Source organism: Aeromonas sp. Marseille-Q7275 (genome assembly GCF_965119515.1).
This window is the reverse complement of record NZ_CBCPLW010000001.1, coordinates 237419-261768: the sequence shown is the minus strand read 5'-3', so window position 1 is coordinate 261768 and position 24350 is coordinate 237419. Positions and strand designations below refer to the sequence as shown.

The 24350-nt window shown below is 63.8% G+C and carries 26 protein-coding genes and 1 pseudogene; 3 read left to right on the top strand and 24 right to left on the bottom strand.

The window, feature by feature from the left end:
- The first annotated feature begins 17 nt into the window (after nt 1-17).
- Nucleotides 18-1166: a type III PLP-dependent enzyme gene (locus tag ACWPWQ_RS01235; protein WP_139438195.1), complete on the top strand. Its 1149-nt coding sequence runs from the start codon at nt 18-20 to the stop codon at nt 1164-1166.
- A 74-nt stretch (nt 1167-1240) separates the two neighbouring features.
- On the opposite strand, the gene ACWPWQ_RS01230 is transcribed toward ACWPWQ_RS01235, so the two are convergent.
- The 3 genes from ACWPWQ_RS01230 to yfcD all read right to left on the bottom strand — a co-directional run bounded on the left by ACWPWQ_RS01230 (nt 1241) and on the right by yfcD (nt 3447).
- Entirely contained in the window at nt 1241-2206 is a 966-nt protein-coding gene (locus tag ACWPWQ_RS01230; RefSeq protein WP_202046889.1) for a calcium/sodium antiporter, read from the bottom strand.
- A 124-nt stretch (nt 2207-2330) separates the two neighbouring features.
- Nucleotides 2331-2804, bottom strand: a complete 474-nt coding sequence (locus ACWPWQ_RS01225; protein WP_404836937.1) for a peroxiredoxin — start codon at nt 2802-2804, stop codon at nt 2331-2333.
- 112 nt (nt 2805-2916) lie between these two features.
- On the bottom strand, nt 2917-3447 hold the full coding sequence (gene yfcD, locus ACWPWQ_RS01220) for an NUDIX hydrolase YfcD (RefSeq protein WP_404836938.1): 531 nt from the start codon (nt 3445-3447) through the stop codon (nt 2917-2919).
- 177 nt (nt 3448-3624) lie between these two features.
- On the opposite strand from yfcD, the gene ACWPWQ_RS01215 reads away from it, so the two are divergent.
- Nucleotides 3625-3840, top strand: a complete 216-nt coding sequence (locus tag ACWPWQ_RS01215; RefSeq protein ID WP_139438188.1) for a DUF1107 family protein — start codon at nt 3625-3627, stop codon at nt 3838-3840.
- 102 nt (nt 3841-3942) lie between these two features.
- On the opposite strand, the gene ACWPWQ_RS01210 is transcribed toward ACWPWQ_RS01215, so the two are convergent.
- The 21 genes and pseudogenes from ACWPWQ_RS01210 to ACWPWQ_RS01110 form a co-directional block, all read right to left on the bottom strand.
- Nucleotides 3943-4686 carry an amino acid ABC transporter ATP-binding protein gene (locus ACWPWQ_RS01210; protein ID WP_005328952.1) on the bottom strand — a complete coding sequence of 248 codons (744 nt, stop codon included), beginning with the start codon at nt 4684-4686 and terminating at the stop codon, nt 3943-3945.
- A 13-nt stretch (nt 4687-4699) separates the two neighbouring features.
- Nucleotides 4700-5794, bottom strand: a complete 1095-nt coding sequence (locus ACWPWQ_RS01205; RefSeq protein WP_202046892.1) for an amino acid ABC transporter permease — start codon at nt 5792-5794, stop codon at nt 4700-4702.
- A 9-nt stretch (nt 5795-5803) separates the two neighbouring features.
- Complete coding sequence (locus ACWPWQ_RS01200; protein ID WP_241672805.1) at nt 5804-6991, bottom strand: amino acid ABC transporter permease; 1188 nt, start codon at nt 6989-6991, stop codon at nt 5804-5806.
- A gap of 67 nt (nt 6992-7058) precedes the next feature.
- Nucleotides 7059-8078 (bottom strand): amino acid ABC transporter substrate-binding protein, encoded by a 1020-nt coding sequence (locus ACWPWQ_RS01195; protein WP_202046893.1) that lies wholly within the window; start codon nt 8076-8078, stop codon nt 7059-7061.
- 484 nt (nt 8079-8562) lie between these two features.
- Nucleotides 8563-8862: a DUF2845 domain-containing protein gene (locus ACWPWQ_RS01190; protein ID WP_139438182.1), complete on the bottom strand. Its 300-nt coding sequence runs from the start codon at nt 8860-8862 to the stop codon at nt 8563-8565.
- Complete coding sequence (locus ACWPWQ_RS01185) at nt 8859-9872, bottom strand: ABC transporter permease (protein WP_454008808.1); 1014 nt, start codon at nt 9870-9872, stop codon at nt 8859-8861. Before ACWPWQ_RS01185 ends, ACWPWQ_RS01190 begins: the two co-directional genes overlap by 4 nt.
- A gap of 76 nt (nt 9873-9948) precedes the next feature.
- Complete coding sequence (locus tag ACWPWQ_RS01180; RefSeq protein ID WP_454008807.1) at nt 9949-10830, bottom strand: ABC transporter ATP-binding protein; 882 nt, start codon at nt 10828-10830, stop codon at nt 9949-9951.
- Between the two features lie 145 nt (nt 10831-10975).
- Nucleotides 10976-11587 carry an FKBP-type peptidyl-prolyl cis-trans isomerase gene (locus ACWPWQ_RS01175; RefSeq protein WP_005324672.1) on the bottom strand — a complete coding sequence of 204 codons (612 nt, stop codon included), beginning with the start codon at nt 11585-11587 and terminating at the stop codon, nt 10976-10978.
- A 181-nt stretch (nt 11588-11768) separates the two neighbouring features.
- Entirely contained in the window at nt 11769-11864 is a 96-nt protein-coding gene (locus ACWPWQ_RS01170; RefSeq protein WP_139438175.1) for a copper homeostasis protein CutC, read from the bottom strand.
- Between the two features lie 31 nt (nt 11865-11895).
- Nucleotides 11896-11991 carry a copper homeostasis protein CutC gene (locus tag ACWPWQ_RS01165; protein ID WP_454008806.1) on the bottom strand — a complete coding sequence of 32 codons (96 nt, stop codon included), beginning with the start codon at nt 11989-11991 and terminating at the stop codon, nt 11896-11898.
- A 31-nt stretch (nt 11992-12022) separates the two neighbouring features.
- A pseudogene (locus tag ACWPWQ_RS01160) lies at nt 12023-12140 on the bottom strand (copper homeostasis protein CutC); the annotation flags it as partial.
- Nucleotides 12141-12179: 39 nt separating this feature from the next.
- Nucleotides 12180-12905, bottom strand: coding sequence for a copper homeostasis protein CutC (locus tag ACWPWQ_RS01155; RefSeq protein WP_454008805.1), 726 nt, complete (start codon nt 12903-12905; stop codon nt 12180-12182).
- A 41-nt stretch (nt 12906-12946) separates the two neighbouring features.
- Entirely contained in the window at nt 12947-13849 is a 903-nt protein-coding gene (locus ACWPWQ_RS01150) for an ROK family protein (RefSeq protein ID WP_454008804.1), read from the bottom strand.
- 110 nt (nt 13850-13959) lie between these two features.
- The gene (locus ACWPWQ_RS01145) at nt 13960-14466 is read right to left on the bottom strand and encodes a GNAT family N-acetyltransferase (protein WP_139438168.1); all 507 of its coding nucleotides are present in this window, start codon (nt 14464-14466) and stop codon (nt 13960-13962) included.
- Complete coding sequence (locus ACWPWQ_RS01140; RefSeq protein ID WP_454008803.1) at nt 14454-15263, bottom strand: M48 family metallopeptidase; 810 nt, start codon at nt 15261-15263, stop codon at nt 14454-14456. The genes ACWPWQ_RS01145 and ACWPWQ_RS01140 overlap by 13 nt, the downstream gene beginning before the upstream one ends.
- A 152-nt stretch (nt 15264-15415) precedes the next feature.
- Nucleotides 15416-16390: a PstS family phosphate ABC transporter substrate-binding protein gene (locus ACWPWQ_RS01135; RefSeq protein WP_139438166.1), complete on the bottom strand. Its 975-nt coding sequence runs from the start codon at nt 16388-16390 to the stop codon at nt 15416-15418.
- Nucleotides 16391-16680: 290 nt separating this feature from the next.
- Entirely contained in the window at nt 16681-17976 is a 1296-nt protein-coding gene (phoR, locus tag ACWPWQ_RS01130; protein WP_042648619.1) for a phosphate regulon sensor histidine kinase PhoR, read from the bottom strand.
- Between the two features lie 8 nt (nt 17977-17984).
- Complete coding sequence (phoB, locus tag ACWPWQ_RS01125; RefSeq protein WP_041206225.1) at nt 17985-18674, bottom strand: phosphate regulon transcriptional regulator PhoB; 690 nt, start codon at nt 18672-18674, stop codon at nt 17985-17987.
- A gap of 102 nt (nt 18675-18776) precedes the next feature.
- Complete coding sequence (locus tag ACWPWQ_RS01120) at nt 18777-19187, bottom strand: VOC family protein (RefSeq protein ID WP_202046898.1); 411 nt, start codon at nt 19185-19187, stop codon at nt 18777-18779.
- Nucleotides 19188-19322: 135 nt separating this feature from the next.
- Nucleotides 19323-20603 carry a GGDEF domain-containing protein gene (locus ACWPWQ_RS01115; protein ID WP_454008802.1) on the bottom strand — a complete coding sequence of 427 codons (1281 nt, stop codon included), beginning with the start codon at nt 20601-20603 and terminating at the stop codon, nt 19323-19325.
- 318 nt (nt 20604-20921) lie between these two features.
- A complete protein-coding gene (locus ACWPWQ_RS01110; protein WP_454008801.1) occupies nt 20922-22592 on the bottom strand; it encodes a sigma-54-dependent Fis family transcriptional regulator in 1671 nt (556 codons plus the stop codon).
- Nucleotides 22593-22828: 236 nt separating this feature from the next.
- Between ACWPWQ_RS01110 and exaC the strand changes: the two genes are divergently transcribed.
- Complete coding sequence (gene exaC, locus ACWPWQ_RS01105) at nt 22829-24346, top strand: acetaldehyde dehydrogenase ExaC (RefSeq protein ID WP_202046901.1); 1518 nt, start codon at nt 22829-22831, stop codon at nt 24344-24346.
- Nucleotides 24347-24350 lie beyond the last annotated feature (4 nt).

Below are 24350 nucleotides of genomic sequence, written 5' to 3'. Positions count from 1 at the left end.
AGGATGATCAAAAGAGAATGAACGAGACCCTGGTCGCACAAGATTACCGTCAGCTGGTTGAACAATTTGGCTCCCCCCTGCTGCTGCTCGACAAGGCAGCCGTCCGCAAACAGTATCGGGCCCTGGCCGCCGCCCTGCCCGATGTGCGCTTGCATTATGCACTCAAGCCCCTGCCCCATGAGGCTGTGGTCTCTGTCTTGAAGGAAGAGGGGGCCTGTTTCGATCTGGCCACCAATGGCGAAGTGGATCTGGTGCGCAGCCAAGGGGTTCGCCCGGGACGCTGCATTCACACCCATCCCATCAAGCGCGACAGCGACATCCGTTATGCGCTGGAATTCGGCTGTACCGTGTTCGTCTACGACAACCCGCTGGAGCTGGAGAAGTTCCTGCCCTACAAGGACGAGGTCAAACTGCTGCTGCGCGTCAGCTTCCCGAATCCCGAGACCAAGGTCGATCTCTCCAAGAAGTTCGGCTGCACTCCGGAGCAGGCGCTGCCGCTGCTGCAACTGGCCCAGGCCAAGGGGATCAAGGTGATGGGGCTGTCGTTCCACGTCGGCTCCCAGGTGCCCCACCCCCGTCGCCACGTGCAGGCCATCGACGCCTGCCGCGAGATCATGGAGCAGGCCTGGGATCTCGGCCTCAAGCCCTGGGTGCTGGACATCGGCGGCGGTTTCCCGGTGGATTATGAGGGTGGCGAGTTCGACATCGACGGCTTCTGCGCCCCGATCCGCGAGGCGCTGGCCAAGCTGCCCGCCACGGTGCAGAAGATTGCCGAGCCGGGCCGTTTCATCAGCGCGCCGGCCATGACCTCGGTCGCCAGCGTGATGGGCAAGGCCCACCGCGGCGACAAGATCTGGTACTACCTGGATGACGGCCTCTACGGCAGCTACAACGGTCAGCTCTATGACCACGTCACCTACCCGGTGAGCACCCCCTACGCCCAGGGCCCGCTGCACAATGCCGTGCTCTCCGGTCCCACCTGCGACAGCGTGGACGTGATCCGCGACGGCATCATGCTGCCGGATCTCGCCATCGGCGAGCTGGTCATAGGCCGGGTGATGGGTGCCTACACCTGGGCGTCGGCCTCTACCTTCAACTTCTTCCCCAAGGCGAGCATCCTCATCCTGGACAGCGCCCAGAAGCAGAAGCTGGTGGCAGTGGCCTGATCGGTTTGACTACGCCAACAACATAGAGAAGGGGAGCCATTGGCTCCCCTTCTTGTTTGTCCTGTCGTGCCCTATCAGAACTGGCTGGTCAACAGCCAACCGGTATAGGCGACGAAGATGCAGAGCAAGATGCCCCCTTCCACCCTGTTGATGCGGCCCTGTCCCTTGCGGCCCAGGCACATCACCAGCAGCAGCAGGGTCAGCCCCATCATCAGGCTCCAGTCGCGGGAGAGCACCGCCGGGTCCACGTCCAGGGGCGCTATGCCGGCGGCGATGCCCACCACGGCCAGGGTGTTGAACAGGTTGGAGCCAAGCACGTTGCCGAGGGCCAGGTCGTGCTCCTTCTTCTTGATGGCCATCAGGGAGGAGGCGAGCTCCGGCAGCGAGGTGCCCACCGCCACTATGGTCAGACCGATGACCAGGTCGCTGATGCCAAATGCCTGGGCTATGGTCACCGCGCCCCACACCAGCAGGCGGGAAGCGCCCACCAGGAGTACCAGGCCGACGATCAACCAGAAGATGGCCTTCTTGAGCGGCATGGCTTCGCTGTCGAGCTCCACGTTCACGTCTTCGTCCAGGGCGTCTCCCTTGCCCTTGATCCCGGTCCAGATGGACCAACCCAGCAGTGCGATGAAGACGCCACCCAGAATGAGGGCGTCGCCACGCCCCAGGTGACCATCGATGAGCAAGGCACCGGTCAGCAGGGTGATGCCGAGCAGTATGGGGATCTCCTTGCGCACCACCTGGGAGGAGACGGCGATGGGGCTGATGAGGGCTGTCAGCCCGAGAATGAGGGCGATGTTGGTGATGTTGGAACCATAGGCGTTGCCGAGCGCCAGACCCGGGTTACCCTGCATGGATGCCAGGGCCGAGACCACCATCTCGGGAGCCGAGGTACCAAAACCGATGATCACCATGCCGATCAGCAGCGGCGGCATGCCGGCATAACGGGCGGTGGCGGCGGCGCCATCCACAAATTTATCCGCACTCCAGACCAGCAACGCCAGTCCGGCAATCAGGGCAACAAAAGCCAGGGTCATATTCTTCCATCTCGTCGACTGCAAACACGAGAGCCAGGCGGCTAGCCTGGCTCCATCCAAACGCGGCCTCAGTGTAGCGAGCCGCCTTGCTATTTCAAGCTGAAATCAAACGGCGATTAACAATTCACAAGGCGGCCAGCAGGCTCTGTGCATCCGACACCTCGAACTTGCCGGGAGCCTCCACGAACAGTTGCTCGACCACGCCGTCATTGGCGATCAGGGCAAAGCGCTGGGCACGCAGGCCGCCGAAGGCGCCGGTCTCCTTGGCAAGGCCGAGGGCCCGGGTCCAACTGCCGTCCCCATCCGCCAGCATGGTGATGGCATCGGCATTCTGGGCCGCCTGCCACGCCCTCATCACGAAGGCATCGTTGACCGAGAGACAATAGAGGGCATCGACGCCCTTGGCCTTGAACTGATCCGCCAGCACCACATAGCCGGGCAAGTGGGCGTTGGAGCAGGTGGGGGTGAAGGCCCCCGGCACCGCGAACAATACCACCTTCTTGCCCGCAAACAGGGCCTGGGTATCCTTCACCTGCTTGCCCTCGGCGCTGATGAAGGTAAATTCCCCTGCGGGCAGGGATTGACCGACCGTGATCATGATGACTCATCCTTCTGTGGTTCAAAGAGGCCCAGTCTACTCCAATCCACCCACAGGTGAACGGGTCTATCCGGGCGCAGTAAAGAGAACGCGCAACAAGCGTTTGCGGCCGCTAACCCCGGCCTGCTTGCGAACGTCGCGCCTGCCAGGTGGCGATGGCCAACAATGAATCCGGCGTGAATTCATCGGCCCGCTCGGCTATCTCGGCCAGGCTCATCCAGTGCACCTCGCTCACCTCCTCCGCCTGGAGTTGCAGCGGCCCCTGATAATGGCAACTGAACAGACCGCCCCAGACCCGATAGCCTCCCCCGCTCGCCTCCCCTTCGGCGTAGAAGGTGCCGAAGTCGTGCAGGGGCACGTCGTGGATCCCCAGCTCCTCGGCCAGCTCGCGCCGGGCGGAGGGCTCCATCGCCTCCCCAGTGGTCACCACACCACCGGCGCAGGCGTCCAGCATGCCGGGGCAAAAATCCTTGCTCGGGGTGCGCCGTTGCACCAGCACGCGCCCGGCCTCATCGAGCACCAGGATGTAGCTGGCGCGATGGCGCAAATTCTCCTGACGCACCCGGGTGCGCTCGGCCACCCCGATCACCCTGTCCTGCTCGTCTACTACGTCCACCCACTCCACGTGCGGCACCTTGTCCATCCTGCGATGGCCGCAGTATATCGGGGCCGGGGCCGGGGGCTGCACTACTTTTTCAACGCCGGGAGCAGGATGCCAGCCCGCCATAACAAGGATTCATACAAACCTTCATCAAGTGTCACATCAGTGTCATGGTGAGGCGGCATAGTGTGCCCTGTCCAAACAACAGGGTCTCTTGCCATGAAGGTGTTCAAGCAGTTGTCTCCTCGTCGAATTGCCCGCTATATCAAAAGCTTCCATCACGGCAGCTTCATGGTAGAGGCACTGGGACGATTCGAGTTTCAGGGGGGAGTCATCGATGTGAAGACGCTGGACTGCCGTCAGGCATTGAGCCTGGCCCGGCAGATCAATCTGGCCGTGCGCGATCTGCGCACCAGTACCCTGTTGCCGGGCTGACATACTCCTTTCCGTTTGTAGTCTGCTTTCATGCATGTCTTTGCCCGCCGCTCACCGAGCCGGCGGGCTATTTTCAATGGGGTTGGCCCCGCCTGACCCGCATCAGTGCTGCAGGATCTGGGAGAGAAACAGCTTGGTCCGCTCCGACTGGGGGTGGTCGAAGAACTGATCCGGCACGTTCTCCTCGATGATCTGGCCGCGGTCCATGAAGATCACCCGATCCGCCACCTGCTTGGCAAAGCCCATCTCGTGGGTGACGCAGAGCATGGTCATCCCCTCGTGGGCCAGCTCCACCATGACATCCAGCACCTCGCGCACCATCTCGGGGTCGAGCGCCGAGGTCGGCTCGTCAAACAGCATCACCTGGGGGTTCATGCAGAGGCTGCGGGCGATGGCGACCCGTTGCTGCTGACCGCCGGAGAGCTGGCCCGGGTACTTGAGGGCCTGCTCCGGGATCCTGACCCGGCGCAGGAAGGTCATGGCGATCTCCTCGGCCTCCTTGCGTGGCAACTGCTTGACCCAGATGGGGGCCAGGCAGCAGTTCTCCAGCACCGTCAGATGGGGGAAGAGGTTGAAGTGCTGGAACACCATGCCCACCTCCCTGCGTACCGTCTCTATGTTCTTGAGATCCGACGTCAGGGCCGTGCCCTTGACCAGGATGTCACCGCTCTGATGCTCCTCCAGCCGGTTGATGCAGCGGATCATGGTGGACTTGCCCGAGCCAGACGGCCCGCAGATGACGATCTTCTCCCCCCTGCCCACCTGCAGATTGATGTTGCGCAGCACATGAAACTCACCGTACCACTTGTTGACATCCTTGAGTTCTACCACAGCGTCCGTTTTCATCTCGAAACTACTCCTAATGCTTGTGACCGGTGTTGAGTTTGCGCTCCAGATAGATGGAGTAGCGGGACATGCCAAAACAGAACATCCAGAAGATCATGGCGATGAACACATAGGCCTCGGTGGAGAATCCCAGCCAGGCCGGATCCGCCAGCGCCACCTTGGAGATGGCCAGCAGATCGAACAGCCCTATGATCAACACCAGGCTGGTGTCCTTGAACAGGGAGATAAAGGTGTTCACCAGGGAGGGAATGGTGATCTTGAGGGCCTGGGGCATGATGACCAGTCCCATCACCTTCCAGTAGGAGAGCCCCAGGGCTTCACCCGCCTCGTACTGTCCCTTGGGGATCGCCTGCAGCCCGCCCCTCACCACCTCGGCCACATAGGCCGCCTGGAACAGAATGATGCCGATGAGCGCCCTCAGCAGCTTGTCGAGCTCCACCTCGGTACTCATGAACAGCGGCAGCATGACGGAGGCCATGAAGAGCACTGTGATGAGCGGCACCGCCCGCCAGAACTCGATGTAGACGGTGGAGAGGCTGGAGATGACCGGCATGTGGGAGCGGCGTCCCAATGCCAGCAGGATGCCGAACGGCAGGGCGACCACTATGCCCACCACCGCCAGCACCAGGGTCAGCATCAGGCCGCCCCAGCGGTTGGTTTCCACCACCTCGAGACCGGCCCCGCCGTGGATCAGCACGAAGGCGATGACAGGGAACACCAGCAGGGTAAAGAGCGCCAGCCAGCCCTTGCGCGGGGTGCGCGGCCAGATCAGCAGCGCCAGCAGCACGGCCAGACCGGCGAAGGCCAGATTGATGCGCCAATACTGATCGACCGGGTAAAAGCCGTAGAGGTATTGCCCCAGACGGCTCTCGATAAAGACCCAGCAGGCCCCGCCCTGGGCACAGTCGGCACGGCTGCTCCCCTGCCAGTTGGCGGAGAAGATAGCCCAGTCCAGCGCCGACCAGAGCAGTGGCAGCAGCAGATAGGCCAGCACCAGGGTCAGCAGGCCGTTCCACCAGTTGGGGAAGAGGTTCTGCCTGACCCAGGCGACCAGCCCCCGGCGATGATTGGGAGGCGGCAGCGCCTCCTGCAACTCGTTCACAAACATGACAGCTCCCTAGCGCTCGACCAGCGTCATCCTGCGGTTGTAGATGTTCATCAGGACTGAGGTGGTGATACTGATGATGAGATATACCCCCATGGTCATGGCGATCACCTCGATGGCCTGCCCGGTCTGGTTGAGGGTGGTGCCCATGAACACAGAGACGAGATCCGGATAACCGATGGCGGTGGCCAGCGAGGAGTTCTTGGTGAGGTTCAGGTACTGGCTGGTCAGCGGGGGAATGATGACCCGCATCGCCTGGGGAATGACCACCAGCCGCAGCGTCTTGGTGGACGAGAGCCCGAGGGCGGAAGCGGCCTCGGTCTGCCCCTTGCTGATGGCCAGTATGCCGGATCGCACTATCTCGGCGATGAAGGCCGCCGTATAGATGGTGAGCGCCAGCAGCAGGGCCGCGAGTTCCGGCAGCACCGTCAAGCCCCCCCGGAAGTTGAAGCCCTGCAGTATGGGCACACTCCAGGAGAGCGGGCTGCCTGCCAGCAGGAAGGCGATGGCGGGGAGCAGGATCACCAGAGCGGCCGCACAGCGCCAGAACGGGAAGATCCTGCCGGTCAGCGCCTGACGGCGCCTTGCCCAGCGACTCAGTCCCCAGCTCAGGACGACAGCGACCAGCAGGGCCCAAAGCACATAGCCAAACCCCTCTTCAAACAAGGGTTTGGGCAGATAGAAGCCCCGTACGTTCAAGAAGGCTAGCCCTCCCAGCTCCACGCTCTCACGGGGAGACGGCAGGGTGCGCAGCACCGAGAAGTACCAGAAGAAGATCTGCAGCAGCAGCGGAATGTTGCGAAACGTCTCTATGTAGACGGTGGCTATCTTGGCTACCAGCCAGTTGCGGGACAGACGCGCTATCCCGAGCACGAAGCCGAGCAGGGTGGCAAACAGGATGCCGAGCACCGAGACCAGCAGGGTATTGAGCAGGCCGACCACGAAGGTGCGACCGAAGGTATAGGTCTCGTCGTAGGGGATCAGGCTCTGCAGGATGCCGAACCCGGCGGTGTTGCCCAGAAAATCGAAACCTGTGGTGATGCCACGGGTCGCCAGATTGGTCAGGGCATTGTTGATGATGTAGAACAGAAACGCGAGAACGGCCGCAATGGCCAGGCACTGGAAGATCTGCGCCCGCACCTTAGCGTCATACCACCAGCGGCCCTGTTCTTTCCTATGGTTTGATGCTTGTATCGCCATGAGGATGACTCCGACAAAGCCAGGGCAAGGGGGAAATGGGGGGCCAGGCCCCCCGACAGCTGTCTAGTTAGCGGATGGGCGGGGCATACATCAGGCCCCCCTTGTTCCAGAGCGCGTTGATGCCGCGGTCGATCTTGAGGGGAGAGCCGGCACCGACGTTGCGATCGAAGGACTCGCCGTAGTTGCCGACCTGCTTGACGATGTTGTAGGCCCACTTGTCATCCAGCCCCAGCACATTGCCCTTGGGCTCTTCCAGCCCCAGCAGGCGACGGATGTCCGGGTTGGTGGATTTGAGCATCTCGTCCACGTTGGCGCTGGTCACACCGGCCTCTTCGGCGTTGAGCATGGCGTAGAGACTCCAGCGCACCACCTTGAACCACTGCTCGTCACCCTGGCGCACCGCCGGGCCCAGCGGCTCCTTGGAGATGACCTCGGGCAGCACCAGGGCATCTTCCGGCTTGGTCAGCTTGATCTTGAGGGAGTAGAGCTGGGATTGATCCGAGGTCAGCACGTCACAACGCCCCGCCTCGAACCCCTTGACGGTCTGATCCGAGGTGTCGAACACCACAGGGGTATATTTCATGCCGCCGTTGGCGCGGAAGTAATCCGCCAGGTTGAGCTCTGTGGTGGTGCCGGACTGGATGCAGACGGCGGCCCCGTCCAGCTCCTTGGCGCTCTTGACCCCGAGGGACTTGTTGACCAGGAAGCCCTGACCATCGTAGTAGTTCACCCCGGCAAAGGTGAGGCCCAGCGAGCCGTCCCGGGTCAAAGTCCAGGTGGTATTGCGCGACAGCAGATCCACTTCGCCGGATTGCAGGGCGGTGAAACGCTCCTTGGCGGTGAGGGAGACATACTTGACCTTGCCGGCATCCCCGAGCACGGCCGCGGCGACGGCGCGGCACACGTCCACGTCGAGCCCTGTCCAGGTGCCCTTGGCATCCGGGTTGGAGAACCCGGGCAGGCCATCACCGACCCCGCACTGCACGAACCCCTTCTTCTTCACGGCATCCAGGGTACCCTCTGCCCAGACATTGGCTGCCGCCAGCGACAGCACTATCACCATACCTGCCTTGTGTATCTGCTTCATGTCACTCTTCCCTGTGGTTTGATTCGAATTGGCACCCAAACCGAGCAAGATGCCATCGTTTCCCTGCTTTTTTGCAGCTTATCCAGCGCTTCAAAAACCTGTCAATCGGTGCAACCCGGCACAACTGTGGTGCAACAGCACAAAATATTCGAACGATGTGATATGCACTCTCAGAATCAAAAGTAGACCCTTATTCACCAAATAGCCTGCTGTTAAAGGCCATTCCCACTGTGAGGATTATTTTCACAAAAAAATGGGACGCACCGGGATGGGGCAGCGAAATCGGACTCCAACTGACTCATCAGACTCACTTTTCTATCGGCAAGCCCCAACGCGGGGAGTCAGGGGCAAATATTGGGCTGCGTCGATATGGTGCCATGGCGGGGGGAGAACAGGCTCCAACACTCAATCTTCGGGTGGGAGACGAGGCCGGGACAAGGGGCCTCAAGATAGGGGCGCCGATCCGGGGTCGGCACTCAGTGGATCAACCGCCGCGGGGGCCGTCTTCAATCTCGGTGATGACGCCGTTTTCGACGGTGACAAACTGCATGAATTCGCTCCTGCCGAAGTTGTAGGTCCAGCGCTCGGCATACTTGACCGTCATCCGCGCCCCGAAGCCGTTCTCCTCGTAGCGGGTCAGATCCTCCTTGAGCATCGGCTGACCACAGCGGATCAGCAGCTCGGCCGTGGTGTCCCCCTCGGTCAGCAGGGCGCTCTTGCAGCGCAGGGTGCCGGCATCCACCGGCAGCGTCGCCACCAGCAGCAACCACAGTATTGGCTTCATTTTGCGCTCCATTTGAACAATGCCGCCCCCAGCGTGATACACACCAGGGCAAACACCATGACCTGGGCCAGCATCCCCGCTACCGCCTGCCAGCCCGCCCCTTCCAGCATGACGGCGCGGGCCGCCTCGATGATCTGGCTGAGAGGCAGGCGGGCTGCCACGGCCTGCAACCAGGGGGGAGATCCCTCCAGCGAAAACCAGACGCCGGACAAGAACATCATGGGCAAGCTGATGAGATTGAGCAAACCGCTCGCCAGCTCCTCGTTCTGAATGCGGGCGGCGATGAGCAACCCGAGGGAGGCCATGGCGGTCCCGCCGACCAGGGCGATGAAGAGCAGCAGCCAGCCAGAGCCGAGCAGGGGCACATCCAGCAACCAGTAAGCCACCAGGAAGACCAGCAAGCTCACCACCAGGGTGATCAGCACCCGCGACAGCAACTGGGCGCAGAGAAACTCGGCCGCCGACAGCGGGGTGGCGCGCAAGCGCTTGAGCACCCCGTTCTTGCGATAGCGCACGATGACGAAGCCGACCCCGAACAGACCGGAGAACATCAGGTTCATGCCGATCACCCCGGGCAGCAACCAGTCGCCATAGCGGATGGCCCGGCCGCTCAGGGCCTCTCTTTGCAAGGGCGCGCGCACCGCCTGGCGCAGCAGGTACTCGGCCATGGCCCCCTGGGGCGCATCCGGGTTGACCCAGTAGTGGCCGCGCGCCGGTGACAGCAGCAAGTCCAGCTGATGGTGGCGCACCTTGAGGATCCCTCTCGCCTCGTCGTCATAGGGGAGGAGCTTGAGCAGCGGGATATGGGCCAGGGGCTGATAGGCCGTCGTCAGCTCCCCCACCACCCCTATCTGCACCAGCGGCTTGGGTGGGCCCGAGAAGATGAGGGAGAAGCCAATCACCAGCAGGAGCGGAAAGAGCAGGTTCCAGACCAGGGCCGCCCTGTCGCGTACGAACTCCAGGGTGCGGGCGTAAAAGAGGGCGCCTATGCGCCTTAGGGATCCCGTCATCTTTCGCTCCTTGCACAGGCTGACTTCGGCGGCATGCCGGCAGGTGCCACAGTTGGGCGCCGCCATGGGGCGGCGTTCATGCGCCGCTCCGGAGGCTGTGGCCGGTCAGGTGCAGGAAGAGATCCTCCAGATTGGGGGAGCGCACCTGCATGCCGGTCAGCGGCACCCCCAGTCCCAGCAGCCGCGGCAGCAAGGCCGCCACGTCGGGGCAGTTAAGCTCCACCTGATCCCCGTGGGGCCGCAGCGGATAACCCAGGCTGGCGAGGGCCGGGTGATCCGCGAGGCGCACCAGCACACCGTCGAAGTGCCGCGCCAGCAGGGCCGCCGGCGTGTCCAGGCTGAGCAGATGGCCGTGATCCACGATGGCGATGCGATCGCACAGTTGCTGGGCCTCGTCCATGTAGTGGGTGGTGAGCACCACCGTCTTGCCCTGGGCCTTGATCGCCTCGATCCGCTGCCAGAAGTGGTGACGGGCCTGGGGATCCAGCCCTGTGGTGGGTTCGTCCAGAAACAGCAGTTCGGGATCCCCGAGCAGGGCCAGGGCCAGCAGCAGGCGCTGACGCTGGCCGCCGGAGAGCTTGCGGCTGTCCCTGTCGATGAACTCCCCAAGGGCGCACAGATCGATGAGCAGTTCCCGTGGCAGGGGGTTGGGATAGAGGCTGGCGAACAGGCGCAGGGTGTCGCGCACCGTCAGAAAATCCTGCAGCGCCGTGTGCTGGAACTGGATGCCGATGCGGGAGCGATAATCGGGGCCGCGGGGGGCGCCATGAAACAGGATCTGGCCGCGGTCCGGGGTGAGGATCCCCTCGAGCAGCTCTATGGTGGTGGTCTTGCCCGCCCCGTTCGGGCCGAGCAGGCCGAAACAGCTCCCGGCGGGAATGGCAAAGCTGAGTCCGTCCACCGCCCTGACACCGGGAAAGTGCTTGATGAGATCGACGACTTCGATGATGGCAGCCATGGCCTGTCTCCCTGGGTGGCCGAGAGTGCGACGTCCTGACTATATCCAAATCTCCCGAGAAGGCCATGGCTCATCCACCAGGGCGTGGCGGCGCGCAAAAACAAACGGCGACCCAGGGGTCGCCGTTTGCATCACGCCAGCCGGATCACAGGATGTCCAGCAGCTCCACTTCGAAGACCAGAGCGGAGTAAGGCGGGATGGAGCCGGCGCCACGGGCACCGTAAGCCAGATCCTGCGGAATGTAGAGCTTCCACTTGGAGCCAACCGGCATCATCTGCAGCGCTTCCACCCAGCCGGCGATGACGCCGGTGACCGGGAATTCGGCAGGCTGGCCGCGAGCGACCGAGCTGTCGAACACGCCACCGTGGGTGAAGGTACCGTGGTAGTGCACACGCACGGACTGACCGGCCACCGGCACGGCGCCGTTGCCTTCTACCATGACTTCGTATTGCAGACCGGAGTCGGTCACTTTCACGTCGGCGCGCTTGGCGTTGTCGGCCAGGAAGGCTTCGCCATCGGCGGCGGCGGCCTTGGCGACGGCTTCCTGCTCTTCCTGCATGCGGGCGGTGATGACCTGGAAGGCATCATTGATATCGTCACGGCTGACCGCGAACTCCAGGCCGTTCAGGGCATCTGCCAGACCTTGTTGCAGGGCAGGGATATCCAGACCGGCGAAGGCTTGCTGCGCCAGCTGATCACCCATGTTGCGGCCGATGCCATAGCTGGCCTTCTGTTCGATAGAGTCGTATTGGGACATTGAGATGTTGCTCCGGGTCCTGAGGGTAAAAGAGACGGGATAATATCAGACTTTTTGGCGAGGTGCTGCCGGCGGCCATCCTGATTTCCCCGCCCGTGGGAGAGACTTCACATCCCCCTCATCCCCGACCCTTCTCCCGCAAGGGGAGAAGGGAGAGGAGACGGTCCAACCACAGGCTGGCTCAGGCGCGATCCAGCAAGGCCCGCACCGCGGCCACCTTGGCGCCGTCGGTGATATTGACCCGGCCGTCGTCCGAGGTGCCCATGTTCACACACATGGGGAGGCACCATGCCGCCGCGCGGCACCTATCAGGCCTTGTCCAGCAAGGCCCGCACCGCTGCCACCTTGGTGCCGTCTGTGATATTGACCCGGCCGTCGTCCGAGGTGCCCATGTTCACACACATGAGGAGGCACCATGCCGCCGCGCGGCACCTATCAGGCCTTGTCCAGCAAGGCCCGCACCGCTGCCACCTTGGCGCCGTCGGTAATATTGACCCGGCCGTCGTCCGAGGTGCCCATGTTCACACACATGAGGAGGCACCATGCCGCCGCGCGGCACCTATCAGGCCTTGTCCAGCAAAGCCCGCACCGCTCAGGTCTTGTCCAGCAAGGCCCGCACCGCTGCCACCTTGGCGCCGTCGGTAATATTGACCCGGCCGTCGTCCGAGGTGCCCATGTTCACCCCGTGGGGCACCATGCCGCCGCGCCAGCCCATGCCGGACATGTGCACCTCGCTCACCCCGGTGAACTCGAGTATGGTGCGCACGTTGTCGGCATTGACCCCGGCGCCGGGCATCAGGCTGGCGCGGCCCGCCAGGGTCTGCTGCATCGCCTGCAGTGTCTCCAGACCCGCCAGGGCGGTCGGGGCATGGCCGGAGCTCAGGATCCGCTCACAGCCGGCCGCCACTATGGTCTCCAGATCGGCGCGCCAGTTGGAGCTGAGATCGATGGCGCGATGGAAGGTGACCCCCAGGGGACCGGCCGCCTCGACCAGCTGTTGCAACTGGGCGGCAGGCACCCTGCCCCCCTCGTCGAGCAGACCCACCACCACCCCTTGCAGACCCGCAGAGCGCGCCGCCGCGATATCCAGCAACATGAGTTCGAACTCGGCGGCACTGAAGCAGAAATCCCCGGCACGGGGGCGGATCATGGCGTAAACCGGCACGCTGGCGTGGCGGGCAGCAAGCTGCATGAAACCATAGGAGGGGGTGAGACCACCCAGCCCCAGCGCAGAGCAGAGCTCGATGCGATCCGCGCCGGACCGCTCTGCGGTGAACAGGGATTCCAGGTTGTCGATGCAGATTTCAAGACGGGTCATGATGACTCCTTATCCAGGGAGATCAGACCCAGTGCCTGATCTCATAAATTGAGCAGGGCGGCGCCACGCACGCCCCCGGCGCCGCCGAAACGGGCCTGGCGGATAGCCGGCAGGGCGACACCGGGCAGCAGATGGCCGGGCAGACGCCTGGGCAGCTCCTCATACAGGGCGGGCAGCCCGCTGAGGCCGCCCCCCAGCACCACCACCTCGGGGTCTATCACCGAGATGGCGGTGGCGAGCCCGGCGGCCAGGATCTCCAGCCAGCAGTCGATGGCCGAGAGCGCCGCGGGTTCCCGGGCCTCGGCACGGGCGACTATCTGGTGGCCGCTGGCGCGCTCGCCGCGGAAGTGGTGATAGAGCCGCTCCAGGCCGGTGCCCGAGGCGTAGGTTTCGAAACAGACCAGGCGGCCGCAGCCGCAGCGGGGACGGGGCAGGTCGGGGTATTTCATCAATATGGTGGCCGGCAGCGGGTAATGGCCTATCTCCCCCGCCAGCCAGTTACGACCCTGGATGAGCCTGCCCGCCAGATAGACGGCGCCACCTATGCCGGTGCCAATGGTCACCCCCAGCGCACTCTCGGCCGCGGCGGCGGCCCCCTGATGCACTTCGGACCAGAGGAAGCAGTTGGCGTCGTTGTCGACGCTGACGGTGCGCGCCAGTCGTGTGGCCAGATCCGCGCCCAGATGACGACCGTGAATGGCGGGCAGGTTCGCCGCCACTATGCTCCCATCCAGGCGATTGATGATGCCGGGAAACCCGATGCCGACGGCGCCTTTCGCACCGAAGCGGGCGTCCGCCGCCTCGACCCGCGTCAGGATCAGCTGCAACAGCCCCTCGTAATCATTGCCGGGGGTGCTCATGCGCTCTTCGTGACAGAGGTTCAGGCCACCGTCATACACCGCGAAGGCAATCTTGGTACCACCAATATCAAATCCGTAATACATGCCACACTCCCTTGCCGGTGAACCGGGTCACCTCAGTCTGTCCAGATGGGGCACATTGTATTAATTCGCAAAAAAAATAAAGTAACCATGGGCGAAAAACGGGAGCCAGCTCAAAGCAAACGGAACATTTGTCGCTGAAGACAGGGTTGTCCTAGGCTCGTCAGGGTGCGCTCCTGGCCGTCAAACACGAAGCCGCGGCGCAGGTAGAACCCCTCGCCGATGTGATTGCCATCGAGCAGCCATAACCTGACGCACTCGCAGCCGGCCCGGCGCATCTGCACCGCCACCGCCTGCCACAACCGCTTGCCATGGCCCCGACGCCAGTGTTCCGGGTGCAGATAGAGCGCCCGGATGCGCGCCGTCATCATCCCCTCCTCATGGGCTGGGTGCCAATAGAGCAGGCCGATGACGACCTCGTCCTGGCAGAGCAGCATGGGAACGGGGGCCGGCTCGGCGAGCCGGCGGCGCCAGATCTGCAGATGCTCGGTGACCGCCAGCTGGGCCAGCAGATCCTCCCCGAGCACGCCGCCATAGGCCGCCAGCCAGCTGGCCCGCTGCATCACCGTCATGGCGGCGGCATCGGCGGGACGGGCCAGCCGCAGGCTTATGCCTTGCACTTGGGCTCCAGCCCTGCGGCTCGCGCCTGCTGATACAGAGGCTGCACTTCGGCCTGCTGGGCCTGCAGTTCGGCGATGCGATTCTCGTCGCTCGGGTGGGTGGAGAGCAGCTGGGGCGGCGCCTTGCCCCCGGCGGCGGCACTCATGTTCTGCCACAGGGGGATGGCCTCGGCCGGGTTGAAACCGGCGCGAGCCATCAGCTCCAGTCCGAGTCTGTCGGCCTCGCTCTCCTGGGTCCTGCCATAGGGCAGGGTGATCCCCACCTGGACCCCGAGCCCGAGCGCCGCCATGGTGGCACCGCCTCCCTGGCTGCTGCCGATGGCGGCATCGGCCACCGCCAGCCCGATGCCGGTGAGCTGATCCCGGGAGAGGCGTTCGTTGGAGTGCTGTGCCAGCACGTGGGTCAGCTCGTGGCCGATGACGGTGGCGAGCTGATCCTGATTCTTGGCGACCTTGAGCAGGCCGCTGTAGACGCCGATCTTGCCGCCAGGCAGGGCGAAGGCGTTGACCTCCTTGGAGTCAAACACCACCACCTCCCAGCTGGTAATGCCATAGCTGGCAGGCACCCGGGCGGTGACCGCCTTGGCCACGCAGGAGACATAGGCATTCACCCTGGCATCCTTGCTCACCTTCTCCTGCTTCTTCATCTGCTCGAAGGAGTCGGCCCCCAGCTGGTTCATCTGCTGGGGGGAGAAGAGCAGCATCTGGCTGCGGCCGGTCGGCGACTGGGCACAACCGGCCAGCAGAGCGCTGCACAAGGCTGCCAGGCCGAATTTGGACAGGGAAGATGCACGCATGAGAGGGTCCTTTACCGTGAAGTTGCCCTATTCTCGGGAATGCCGCCCTCCGGTGCAAGCCAGGCGCCACCCCATGCGACCAAAAAGATCCCGTGGCGCCAAAATAAAAACGAGCCCGTGCGGGCTCGTTTGTTTGCGGTGCAGAAGCGGGATTACATGATGCCCAGCTTCTTCAGATCGGCTTCGGCGATCTTGGCAGGAACCGGTACATAACCATCCTTGGCGACTATGGTCTGACCCGCCTTGGAGAGCATCATCTTCACAAACTCCTGCTCCATCGGGGAGAGCGGCTTGTTCGGAGCCTTGTTCACGTAAACGTACAGGAAGCGGGAGAGCGGATACTTGCCGGTCAATGCGTTGTCTGCGGTCGCTTCGACGAAGGTAGTGCCGTCCTTGGAGAGCGGTACGGCGCGCACGCCGGAGGTGACGTAGCCGATGCCGGAGTAGCCGATGCTGTTCAGGGATGCGGAGACGGATTGCACCACGGAGGCGGAGCCCGGCTGCTCGTTCACGCCGCTCTTGAAGTCACCGTTGCACAGGGCGTGCTCCTTGAAGTAACCGTAGGTGCCGGAAACGGAATTGCGACCGAACAGCTGCAGATCCTTGCTGGACCAGTTGCCATCCAGACCCAGATCGGACCATTTGGTGGCGGCCTTGGCTTCGCCGCACTTGAGGGTGCTGGAGAAGATGGAGTCAACCTGCTGCATGGTCAGCCCCTTGATGGGGTTGTCCTTGTTCACGAACACCGCCAGGGCATCGACCGCGACGCGGATGGCCGTCGGCTTGTAGCCGTAGCGCTTCTCGAACGCCTCTTCCTCACCGGCCTTCATGGCACGGCTCATGGGACCAAACTGGGCGACGCCCTCGGTCAGGGCAGTCGGGGCTGTGGAAGAACCGGCGGCCTGGATCTGCACGTTGACGTTGGGGTAGACACGCTTAAATTCTTCGGCCCACAGGGTCATCATGTTGGCCAGGGTGTCCGAGCCCACGGAGGACAGGTTGCCCGAGATGCCACTGGTCGGGGCGTAATCCGGCAGATCTTTATCCACACCGGCAGCCAGGGCGCTGACGGAAAACAGGGTTGCTGCGGTGAATCCGATTACACCAGCCAGTTTGTTGAGTTTCATCCAATCTCTCCAAAGTTACAGAAGGCAATTGCCAATACATGGCGCCGATTAACACTGTCTTGCGGTGGTCAACCCGACTGCATCAGTCAGATTGTTGAGTTCTATTCCGTCCCCTCTTTCCCAAGGTGACGCTGGGTCTGTTCTTAAGACGGCGCCAGTATCTGACCTGGCAGTGACAAATTTATGGAATTTATATGACACTTTGATGACATGGGCCGGGCGCGGCACAAATGCCAAGGGGGCCGCTCTCGCCGCCCCCTTTCTTATTGCTAACCCTTTGTCAAAAAAGACTATTTAACCACCACCATACGGCCGGGAATGAGGAAGCTGAAACGGCTGCCCTGGCCGACCCGGCTCTCTATCTCGAGCTGGGCATCGTGATGACTCAGGGCATGCTTGACGATGGCGAGGCCAAGGCCTGAGCCGCCGGTGTGGCGGGATCTGGCCTTGTCGACCCGATAGAAGCGCTCGGTGAGCCGCGCCAGGTGTTCCGGGGCTATCCCCTCCCCCTCGTCCTGCACCACAAAGAGCGCCATGGCCCCCTGCTTGCGCCACTCCACCGTGATCTTGCGACCGGCCGGGGTGTAGTGAATGGCGTTGTAGACCAGGTTGGAGACGGCGCTGCGCAGCTGGTCCCTGTCCCCCTTCACGAACAGATTGGACTGCACCTGGAACTCTATCTGATGGGCACTCTCTCCCGACAGGGCCCGGGCCTCCTGCTCCAGCAGCCCCAGCATGGCGGGCATGTCCACCAGATGGGAGAGATCCACGGTCGGGGCCGCCTCGATGCGCGACAGGGTGAGCAGCTGATTGACCAGGTTGTCCATGCGGATGGTCTGCTCCATCATCACCTTGTGCGCCTTGGCCCACATGGCGGGGGGTGGCGGCTCCTCGGTCATCTCCAGATAGCCCTTGAGCACGGTGAGCGGGGTGCGCAGCTCGTGGGAGACGTTGGAGACGAAGTGCTTGCGGGTCTTCTCCAGGCTGCGCAGCCGGGTCACGTCCCGCACCACCAGCATGGCCTGATCCTCGGCATAGGGCATGATGCGAAACTCGAGAAACTTCTCCTCGTTGATGGGGGAGCTCATCTCGAACGGCTCGTCATACTGCCCCTTGCCGAGGTAGGCGACGAAACCGGGGTGACGGATGAGGTTGCCAATGTGCTGGCCGGCATCCTCGGGCCAGCGAAAGCCGAGCAACTGCTCCGCCAGCCGGTTGCACCAGAGAATGCTGCCGTCGGTGCGAAACACCACGGCGGCATCGGGCAAGGCCTCAGCCCCCTCCCGAAACCGGCGGATGAGACCCGCCAGCTCGCGGCGCCTTGCACGGTGGCGCTGCTGCAACTTGTAGATGCCATTGAAGATGTATTCCCAACTGCCGCTGCCATGGGGCGGCACCAGGCTGCGATCGTGCCACAGCCAGTCCGACAGCCGCTTCTGGAAGCGGTAGTGCCAGCCCAGGTGCAGCACGGTCGCCACCAGCAGGCAGAGGGAAAGGTGTTCTATCAACCAACCTACCAAGACGAAGGGGGCGTAGAAGAACGCCATTCGCCACAACTGTCGCCGCCAGGCGTAAGGTTGCAACATGTTATCCCCTAGAGACGGGTTGAGAAGCGGTATCCGGCTCCACGCACCGTCTGGATCAATCTGTCGTGCCCGGTCTCTTCAATGGCCTTGCGCAGGCGACGGATGTGCACGTCCACCGTCCTGTCTTCTACATAGACATTGGTGCCCCAGACATTGTTCAGCAGTTGCTCGCGGCTATAGACCCGCTCGGGATGGGTCATGAAGAAGTGCAGCAGCTTGAACTCGGTCGGCCCCATGTCCAGCGCCTTCTCCTCGGCGCTGACCCTGTGGGAGACAGGATCCAGCTTGAGCCCCTGCACCTCGATCACCTCGTCCACCGAGGTGGGGGAGACCCGGCGCATCACGGCGTGCAAGCGGGCGGTCAGCTCCTTGGGAGAGAACGGCTTGGTGATGTAGTCGTCGGCGCCCGCTTCCAGCCCGCGCACCTTGTCCTCCTCCTCGCCGCGGGCGGTCAGCATCACCACGGGGATCTGGCGGGTCACCTCGTCCTGCTTGAGCTGCTTGATGAACTGGATGCCGCTGCCACCTGGCATCATCCAGTCCAGTACGATGAGCTCGGGGTAAGGTTCACGCACCTTCGCCAGTCCATCGGCATAATCTTCTGCCTCAACCGTCTCATATCCTTTTTGCTCGAGCACGAAGCAGAGCATCTCGCGGATTGGTGCCTCGTCCTCGACCACCAGAATTCGCTTAGCCATATCCCTTCTCTCTCCTCTGTGAAGATGGGTGCGCCAATTATTAGAACTTTCTGTGACACTTTTATGACTTTATGACAGGCGGGATGATAAACGTTTTCAGATTCAACTGGCAGCAGCGAGTTGCAGCAGGTCCCAGCGGTTGCCACTGATGTCCTCGAACACCACCACTGTGCCATAGGGCTCCTGGCGGGGCTGTTCACAAAAATGGACACCGTACGCCTGCATGCGCTGGTAATCCCCCCAGAAGTCGTCGGTTTCGAGGAACAGGAAGACCCGGCCTCCTCCCTGCCGCCCGATGGCGGCCTGCTGTTCGGGGGTGGCCGCACGGGCCAGCAGCAGGGCAGAGCCGGGAGCGCCTTGCGGAGCGACCCGCACCCAGCGCTTGCCCGGTTTGCCCGGCTCGTCGAGGGGCGTGTCTTCGAGCAGCGCGAACCCCAGCCCCTGGGTGAAGAAGGCGATGGCCTCGTCATAATCGGCCACCAGCAGAGCCAAGGCGCCCAGATGTTGTGACATGGAGATACTCCTCGATGAATGAGTGAAGGGGGCCAAGCCCCGGCTGGGGCGCATCATAACGGCTGCAAGGCCAGTGCTCCAGCCCCAATCACCTGCGCGAAGGCAAGGCACTGCGCCGGTTGGCAGGCCTGCGCCCTAGCCCACCTCGACCCGGTTGCGACCCCGCTCCTTGGCCTGATAGAGCGCCTCGTCCGCCCGCTTGAGGGTCAGCTCAAGGGAGTCCCCGCGCCGCTCCGCCACCCCGAAGGAGGCGGTGATCCTGAGCCCCAGGGGCCACTCCCTGTAGGCCTCCAGCGCTCCCCTCAGCCGCTCGGCCAGCCTCTCGGCCCTCGCCTGTTCATGGTGCAGGCAGACCAGCACGAACTCCTCTCCCCCCCAGCGCACCAGGCGGCACAGGCTGTCACAGTGGCGCAGCAGCTCGCTCACCATGTGCTTGAGCACCTCGTCCCCCATGGGGTGGCCGTGGGTGTCGTTGACCCCCTTGAAGTGATCGATGTCGATGTAGATGAAGGAGAGCGGCATCTCCCCCAGCTCGCTCAAGAGCTTCTCGCCACCGAGCCGGTTGAGGGCCCCGGTCAGGGGATCGTAGCGGGCCTCCTCCTCGGTGCGGCGATACTGCTCGCACAGGCTCTGGCTGAGCGCCTCCGCCGCCAGCCGCGCCTCGCGGGCCTTGCGCAGCTTGTCTCCCATCAGCAGGTACTGGGTCAGAAACAGCAGTATTCCGTATACCAGCCAGCCCAGCAGCAGCTGGCGGTAGAAGTCCCCCGGCTTGCCCCAGCGGCCATAGAACTCCAGTTTATCCAGGATCAACCGGTAGTCCCCGGGCTGCATCCTGTCGTCGGTGGCAAGCTCGATGGCATAGACATGGTGCAGATCCGTCCCCTGCTGCGCCAGCGGGATCCGGTACTGCTGCACCCACCAGGAGCTGGGGGCGAACACCTTGAGGGGGATGTCCTGGATGTGGCCGTAATCGTCGGGACGAAAGAGTACCTCGTTGAACTTGTGGGAAGTCTCGTCCCCGGCTATCGAGTAGGCGGGATCATAGTTGCGCAGATAGAGGCGCCAGCTCTGCGGTTCGCCCCCCTCCACCCTCAGCTTGACCCGCACGCCGCTGAAGTGGGAGAGATCCAGCCCCCACTCGGGGGCAGACAGGGTCAGGATCAGCTCACAGAAGGGGGAGCTGTGGCCCGCGCGCAGCTTGCAGTCGATGGCAGGCTTGTCGCCCCCGGCGATCAGCGTGGTAACCGATTGGCCCCCATGGGCGCGGTCATCCTGGGCCCTGGCGGCTATGCTGGCCTGACCCAGTATGTCCAGCCGCTGCTCTGGCCCGAACTCGAACACCAGGATGGCCAGCAGGCTGCCGAGCAGCAGGCTCCAGAACAACATATTGGTCACGCGGGAATAGGATGGGGTCATGGCGATCACACCTGAAAAAGAGCTTTTACTCTACACCTTGGAACTCCGCACCGTGCTGATCCAGATCCAAGGTTATTACACACGCCCTCGTGGGCGCAGGGGCATTGGTCGGCTCAGCCCGCGCGCAGGGCGTCCCCTGCCATCCGCCGGGCTGAATCCTGTCGGCATTGCACCGCAAGAGGCGGACGCCAGCTCCTGGGGAAGCGGGTTCCCGATGTCATCATTCCTTTCACCACTGAGCGCTCCATGCCATGGAAAAATAAAGAAAAATCATCGCAGAGCCCCAGTCTACACAAGCAAGCGGTACGGCAACACCCCCTAGACCTCTTCCCGCAGCGCCCGATAGAGGGTGGTGCGGCTGATGCCGAGGCGGCGCGCCGCCTCGCTCACGTTGCCACCACACTCCGTCAGGGTCTGCTGCACCCGCAGCCGGCTCTGCTCGCGCAAGGTGGTGGCGCCCCGGGGAGACGGCATGGCGGCCACCTCGGGCAGGTGCAGGTGGGCGGGGTCAATCCAGCCCTGCCCCTCCGCCAGCACGCAGGCCACCTCCAGCGCCTGCTTGAGCTGACGCACGTTGCCGGGCAGGGGATGGGCCAGCAGCTGTTGCTCAGCCTGCGGCGTCAGTTGCAGGGCCGGGTCCATCTCGGCGAGCAGGCACCGGATCAAGCCCAGACGCTCGCCCTGGGGCCAGGCCCGCAGCGGCGCAAGCTGCTGGCGCCAGCCGCAGATGCGGTAATAGAGGTCTTCGCGAAACCCGCCGCCCTGCACCATGGCCGCCAGATCCCGGTGGCTGGCGCTCACCAGCCAGAAGTCCACCGGCTCAGGTTTGTGGCTGCCCACCGGGGTGACGGCGCGCTCCTGCAGCACCCGCAGCAGCCGGGTCTGGGCCGGGAGCGGCAGCTCACCGATCTCGTCCAGCATCAGGATGCCCCCATGGGCGGCGCGCAGATAACCCTGGCTGCCCTGGCTGCGGGCGCCGCTGAAGGCCCCGCCCACGTAGCCAAACAGCTCGGCCTCCACCAGATCGGCGGGCAGGGCGCCGCAGTTGACGCACACCAGGGGCTTGTCCCGTCGGCTCGACGCTCGGTGGAGGACGCGCACCAGGTGCTCCTTGCCGCTGCCGGTCTCCCCCTCGATGAGCAGGGAGATGCCCCGCTCCAGCATCTTGAGGGGCACCCCGGCGGTGGCGGGCGGCGTTGCCGGCAAGGACTGAGTTTCGGTTTTAATCACCACGGGATCGGGCACCAGCCGCAATCCGCGCCGATCCCGCAGCAGCTGCTTGCCGTCAAACGGGTGCTGGCCTAGCCAGAGCCGTCCGGCCCGGTTGGCCCCGAGCAGCTCGCCCCCCTCCCCCAGCAGCAGGCGGGCGGACCAGAGACTCTGGGGATCGAGATCCACCAGCCAGCCCGGTTGGCGCGCCAGCAGGGCGTTTTCCAGCGTCATGGCCAGGAGCCGCACCGTGCCCAGCATGTCGCCATCGTGGTGGGCCGCATCGGTTGAGATGTCGAGCACGCCGAGCAGTTGCCCGTCCGGCCCGAGCAGGGGGCAGGCGCTGCAACTGAGGAAGCTGTGCTGGGCGAAGAAGTGCTGGGCCCCCAGTACCTGCACCTCGCTCTGCTCTGCCAGCGCGGTGCCGATGGCGTTGGTGCCCTTGCTCGCCTCCCCCCAGCGGGCGCCGCTGCGCAGGAAGATCCGCTCGGCGTGGCGGGCAAAGCCGTCGTCCCCGCTGGCGGCCAGAATGGCCCCCTCACCGTCACACAGCAGCAGGCGACAGGGCCTGCCCGCCAGCAACTGGGCAAACAGCGGCAACACGAAGCGCTGGAAGCAGGTGATAAGGGTTCTGTGCTGCTCCTGGCGGGCCGACAGCTCCCCCTGGGGCAGCAGATCCAGCTCGGCGCTCTGCTGACGGAGCAGGCCCTGATGCAGGCAGCGCTGCCAGGAGCGCTGGATCGGGCTGGGACTGGGACTGGATTGAGGTAACTCGCTCATCACGCCTCCTGTTCACAAAGGGCACAGTGTCACGGCCACTGTCCAGAAACGGCACAGTCTCATCGGCACCGCCGCGGTCACTGGTTAATCAAGATACGCCGCCACACCCCGTTTGATAACGTTTTTGTAACTTTTAGCCCTCTGGTCAGACCCTCTGGCACGGCCCTTGCGATACGGAGAAGCAACCGGACTGCCCGCCAGGCCGGTCAGGACCACACACACATAAGGATGATGAGATGATTTATACCGCTCCCGGTCAGGCAGGTGCCCTGGTCAGCTTCAAGTCCCGTTACGACAACTTCATCGGTGGCGACTGGGTGGCGCCGCGCGCCGGCCGCTATTTCGAGAACGTCTCGCCGGTGGATGGCCGGGTGTTCTGCGAGGTGGCCAGATCCGACGCCGCCGACATCGAGCTGGCGCTGGATGCCGCCCACAAGGCGTTCGCCAGCTGGAGCAAGACCAGCGTCACCGAGCGCAGCAACCTGCTGCTGCGCATCGCCGATCGCATCGAACAGAACATTGAAGTGCTCGCCGTCGCCGAGACCTGGGAGAACGGCAAGGCGGTGCGCGAGACCCTGGCCGCCGACCTGCCCCTGGTGGTGGATCACTTTCGCTACTTCGCCGGCTGCATCCGCGCCCAGGAGGGCTCGGCCGCCGAGCTGGATCAGCACACCGTCAGCTACCACTTCAAGGAGCCCATCGGCGTGGTCGGCCAGATCATCCCCTGGAACTTCCCGCTGCTGATGGCGGCCTGGAAGCTGGCCCCCGTGCTCGCGGCCGGTTGCTGCAGCGTGCTCAAGCCCGCCGAGCAGACCCCGGTCACCATCATGCTGATGATGGACCTCATCAAGGACATACTGCCCCCCGGCGTGGTCAACGTGGTCAACGGCTTCGGCGCCGAGGCGGGCCAGGCCCTCGCCACCAGCGACCGGATCCAGAAGCTCGCCTTCACCGGCTCCACCGAGGTGGGCGCCCATATACTGCGCTGCGCTGCCGACAAGCTCATTCCCTCCACCGTCGAGCTGGGCGGCAAGTCCCCCAACATCTACTTCGCCGACGTGATGCAGCACGAGAGCAGCTACATCGACAAGGCGGTGGAAGGGATGCTGATGACCTTCTTCAACCAGGGGGAAGTGTGCACCTGCCCCTCCCGCGCCCTGGTGCAGGCAAGCATCTATGACGACTTTATGGACCGTGTGCTGGCCCGCGCCCGCACCATAGTGCAGGGCAACCCCCTGGACACCGCCACCCAGGTCGGCGCCCAGGCGTCCCGCGAGCAGTTCGACAAGATCCTGAGCTACATGGAGATCGGCCGTGGCGAAGGGGCCAGGATGCTGATCGGCGGCGGCCCGGCCACTGTGAATGGCCTGGAGGGGGGCTTCTACATCCAGCCCACCATCTTCTCGGGCCAGAACAAGATGCGGGTGTTCCAGGAGGAGATCTTCGGGCCGGCGCTCGGGGTCACCACCTTCAAGGACGAGGCGGATGCCCTGGCCATCGCCAACGACACCCAGTACGGGCTGGGGGCGGGCCTCTGGACCCGGGACAGCAACCTGGCCTGGCGCATGGGGCGCGGCATCCAGGCCGGCCGGGTCTGGGTCAACTGCTACCACGCCTACCCGGCCCACGCGGCCTTCGGCGGCTACAAGAAGTCAGGGATAGGCCGCGAGACCCACAAGATGATGCTGGACCACTACCAGAACACCAAGAACCTGCTGGTGAGCCACGACATCAACCCCCTCGGTTTCTTCTAAATCC

Coding starts and splice junctions, on each gene's coding strand:
- ACWPWQ_RS01235 (WP_139438195.1), top strand. CDS start 18: ATGAACGAGACCCTGGTCGCACAAGATTACCGTCAGCTGGTTGAACAA.
- ACWPWQ_RS01230 (WP_202046889.1), bottom strand. CDS start 2,206: ATGACCCTGGCTTTTGTTGCCCTGATTGCCGGACTGGCGTTGCTGGTC.
- ACWPWQ_RS01225 (WP_404836937.1), bottom strand. CDS start 2,804: ATGATCACGGTCGGTCAATCCCTGCCCGCAGGGGAATTTACCTTCATC.
- yfcD (WP_404836938.1), bottom strand. CDS start 3,447: ATGGACAAGGTGCCGCACGTGGAGTGGGTGGACGTAGTAGACGAGCAG.
- ACWPWQ_RS01215 (WP_139438188.1), top strand. CDS start 3,625: ATGAAGGTGTTCAAGCAGTTGTCTCCTCGTCGAATTGCCCGCTATATC.
- ACWPWQ_RS01210 (WP_005328952.1), bottom strand. CDS start 4,686: ATGAAAACGGACGCTGTGGTAGAACTCAAGGATGTCAACAAGTGGTAC.
- ACWPWQ_RS01205 (WP_202046892.1), bottom strand. CDS start 5,794: ATGTTTGTGAACGAGTTGCAGGAGGCGCTGCCGCCTCCCAATCATCGC.
- ACWPWQ_RS01200 (WP_241672805.1), bottom strand. CDS start 6,991: ATGGCGATACAAGCATCAAACCATAGGAAAGAACAGGGCCGCTGGTGG.
- ACWPWQ_RS01195 (WP_202046893.1), bottom strand. CDS start 8,078: ATGAAGCAGATACACAAGGCAGGTATGGTGATAGTGCTGTCGCTGGCG.
- ACWPWQ_RS01190 (WP_139438182.1), bottom strand. CDS start 8,862: ATGAAGCCAATACTGTGGTTGCTGCTGGTGGCGACGCTGCCGGTGGAT.
- ACWPWQ_RS01185 (WP_454008808.1), bottom strand. CDS start 9,872: ATGACGGGATCCCTAAGGCGCATAGGCGCCCTCTTTTACGCCCGCACC.
- ACWPWQ_RS01180 (WP_454008807.1), bottom strand. CDS start 10,830: ATGGCTGCCATCATCGAAGTCGTCGATCTCATCAAGCACTTTCCCGGT.
- ACWPWQ_RS01175 (WP_005324672.1), bottom strand. CDS start 11,587: ATGTCCCAATACGACTCTATCGAACAGAAGGCCAGCTATGGCATCGGC.
- ACWPWQ_RS01170 (WP_139438175.1), bottom strand. CDS start 11,864: ATGTGTGTGAACATGGGCACCTCGGACGACGGCCGGGTCAATATCACC.
- ACWPWQ_RS01165 (WP_454008806.1), bottom strand. CDS start 11,991: ATGTGTGTGAACATGGGCACCTCGGACGACGGCCGGGTCAATATCACA.
- ACWPWQ_RS01155 (WP_454008805.1), bottom strand. CDS start 12,905: ATGACCCGTCTTGAAATCTGCATCGACAACCTGGAATCCCTGTTCACC.
- ACWPWQ_RS01150 (WP_454008804.1), bottom strand. CDS start 13,849: ATGTATTACGGATTTGATATTGGTGGTACCAAGATTGCCTTCGCGGTG.
- ACWPWQ_RS01140 (WP_454008803.1), bottom strand. CDS start 15,263: ATGCGTGCATCTTCCCTGTCCAAATTCGGCCTGGCAGCCTTGTGCAGC.
- ACWPWQ_RS01135 (WP_139438166.1), bottom strand. CDS start 16,390: ATGAAACTCAACAAACTGGCTGGTGTAATCGGATTCACCGCAGCAACC.
- phoR (WP_042648619.1), bottom strand. CDS start 17,976: ATGTTGCAACCTTACGCCTGGCGGCGACAGTTGTGGCGAATGGCGTTC.
- phoB (WP_041206225.1), bottom strand. CDS start 18,674: ATGGCTAAGCGAATTCTGGTGGTCGAGGACGAGGCACCAATCCGCGAG.
- ACWPWQ_RS01120 (WP_202046898.1), bottom strand. CDS start 19,187: ATGTCACAACATCTGGGCGCCTTGGCTCTGCTGGTGGCCGATTATGAC.
- ACWPWQ_RS01115 (WP_454008802.1), bottom strand. CDS start 20,603: ATGACCCCATCCTATTCCCGCGTGACCAATATGTTGTTCTGGAGCCTG.
- ACWPWQ_RS01110 (WP_454008801.1), bottom strand. CDS start 22,592: ATGAGCGAGTTACCTCAATCCAGTCCCAGTCCCAGCCCGATCCAGCGC.
- exaC (WP_202046901.1), top strand. CDS start 22,829: ATGATTTATACCGCTCCCGGTCAGGCAGGTGCCCTGGTCAGCTTCAAG.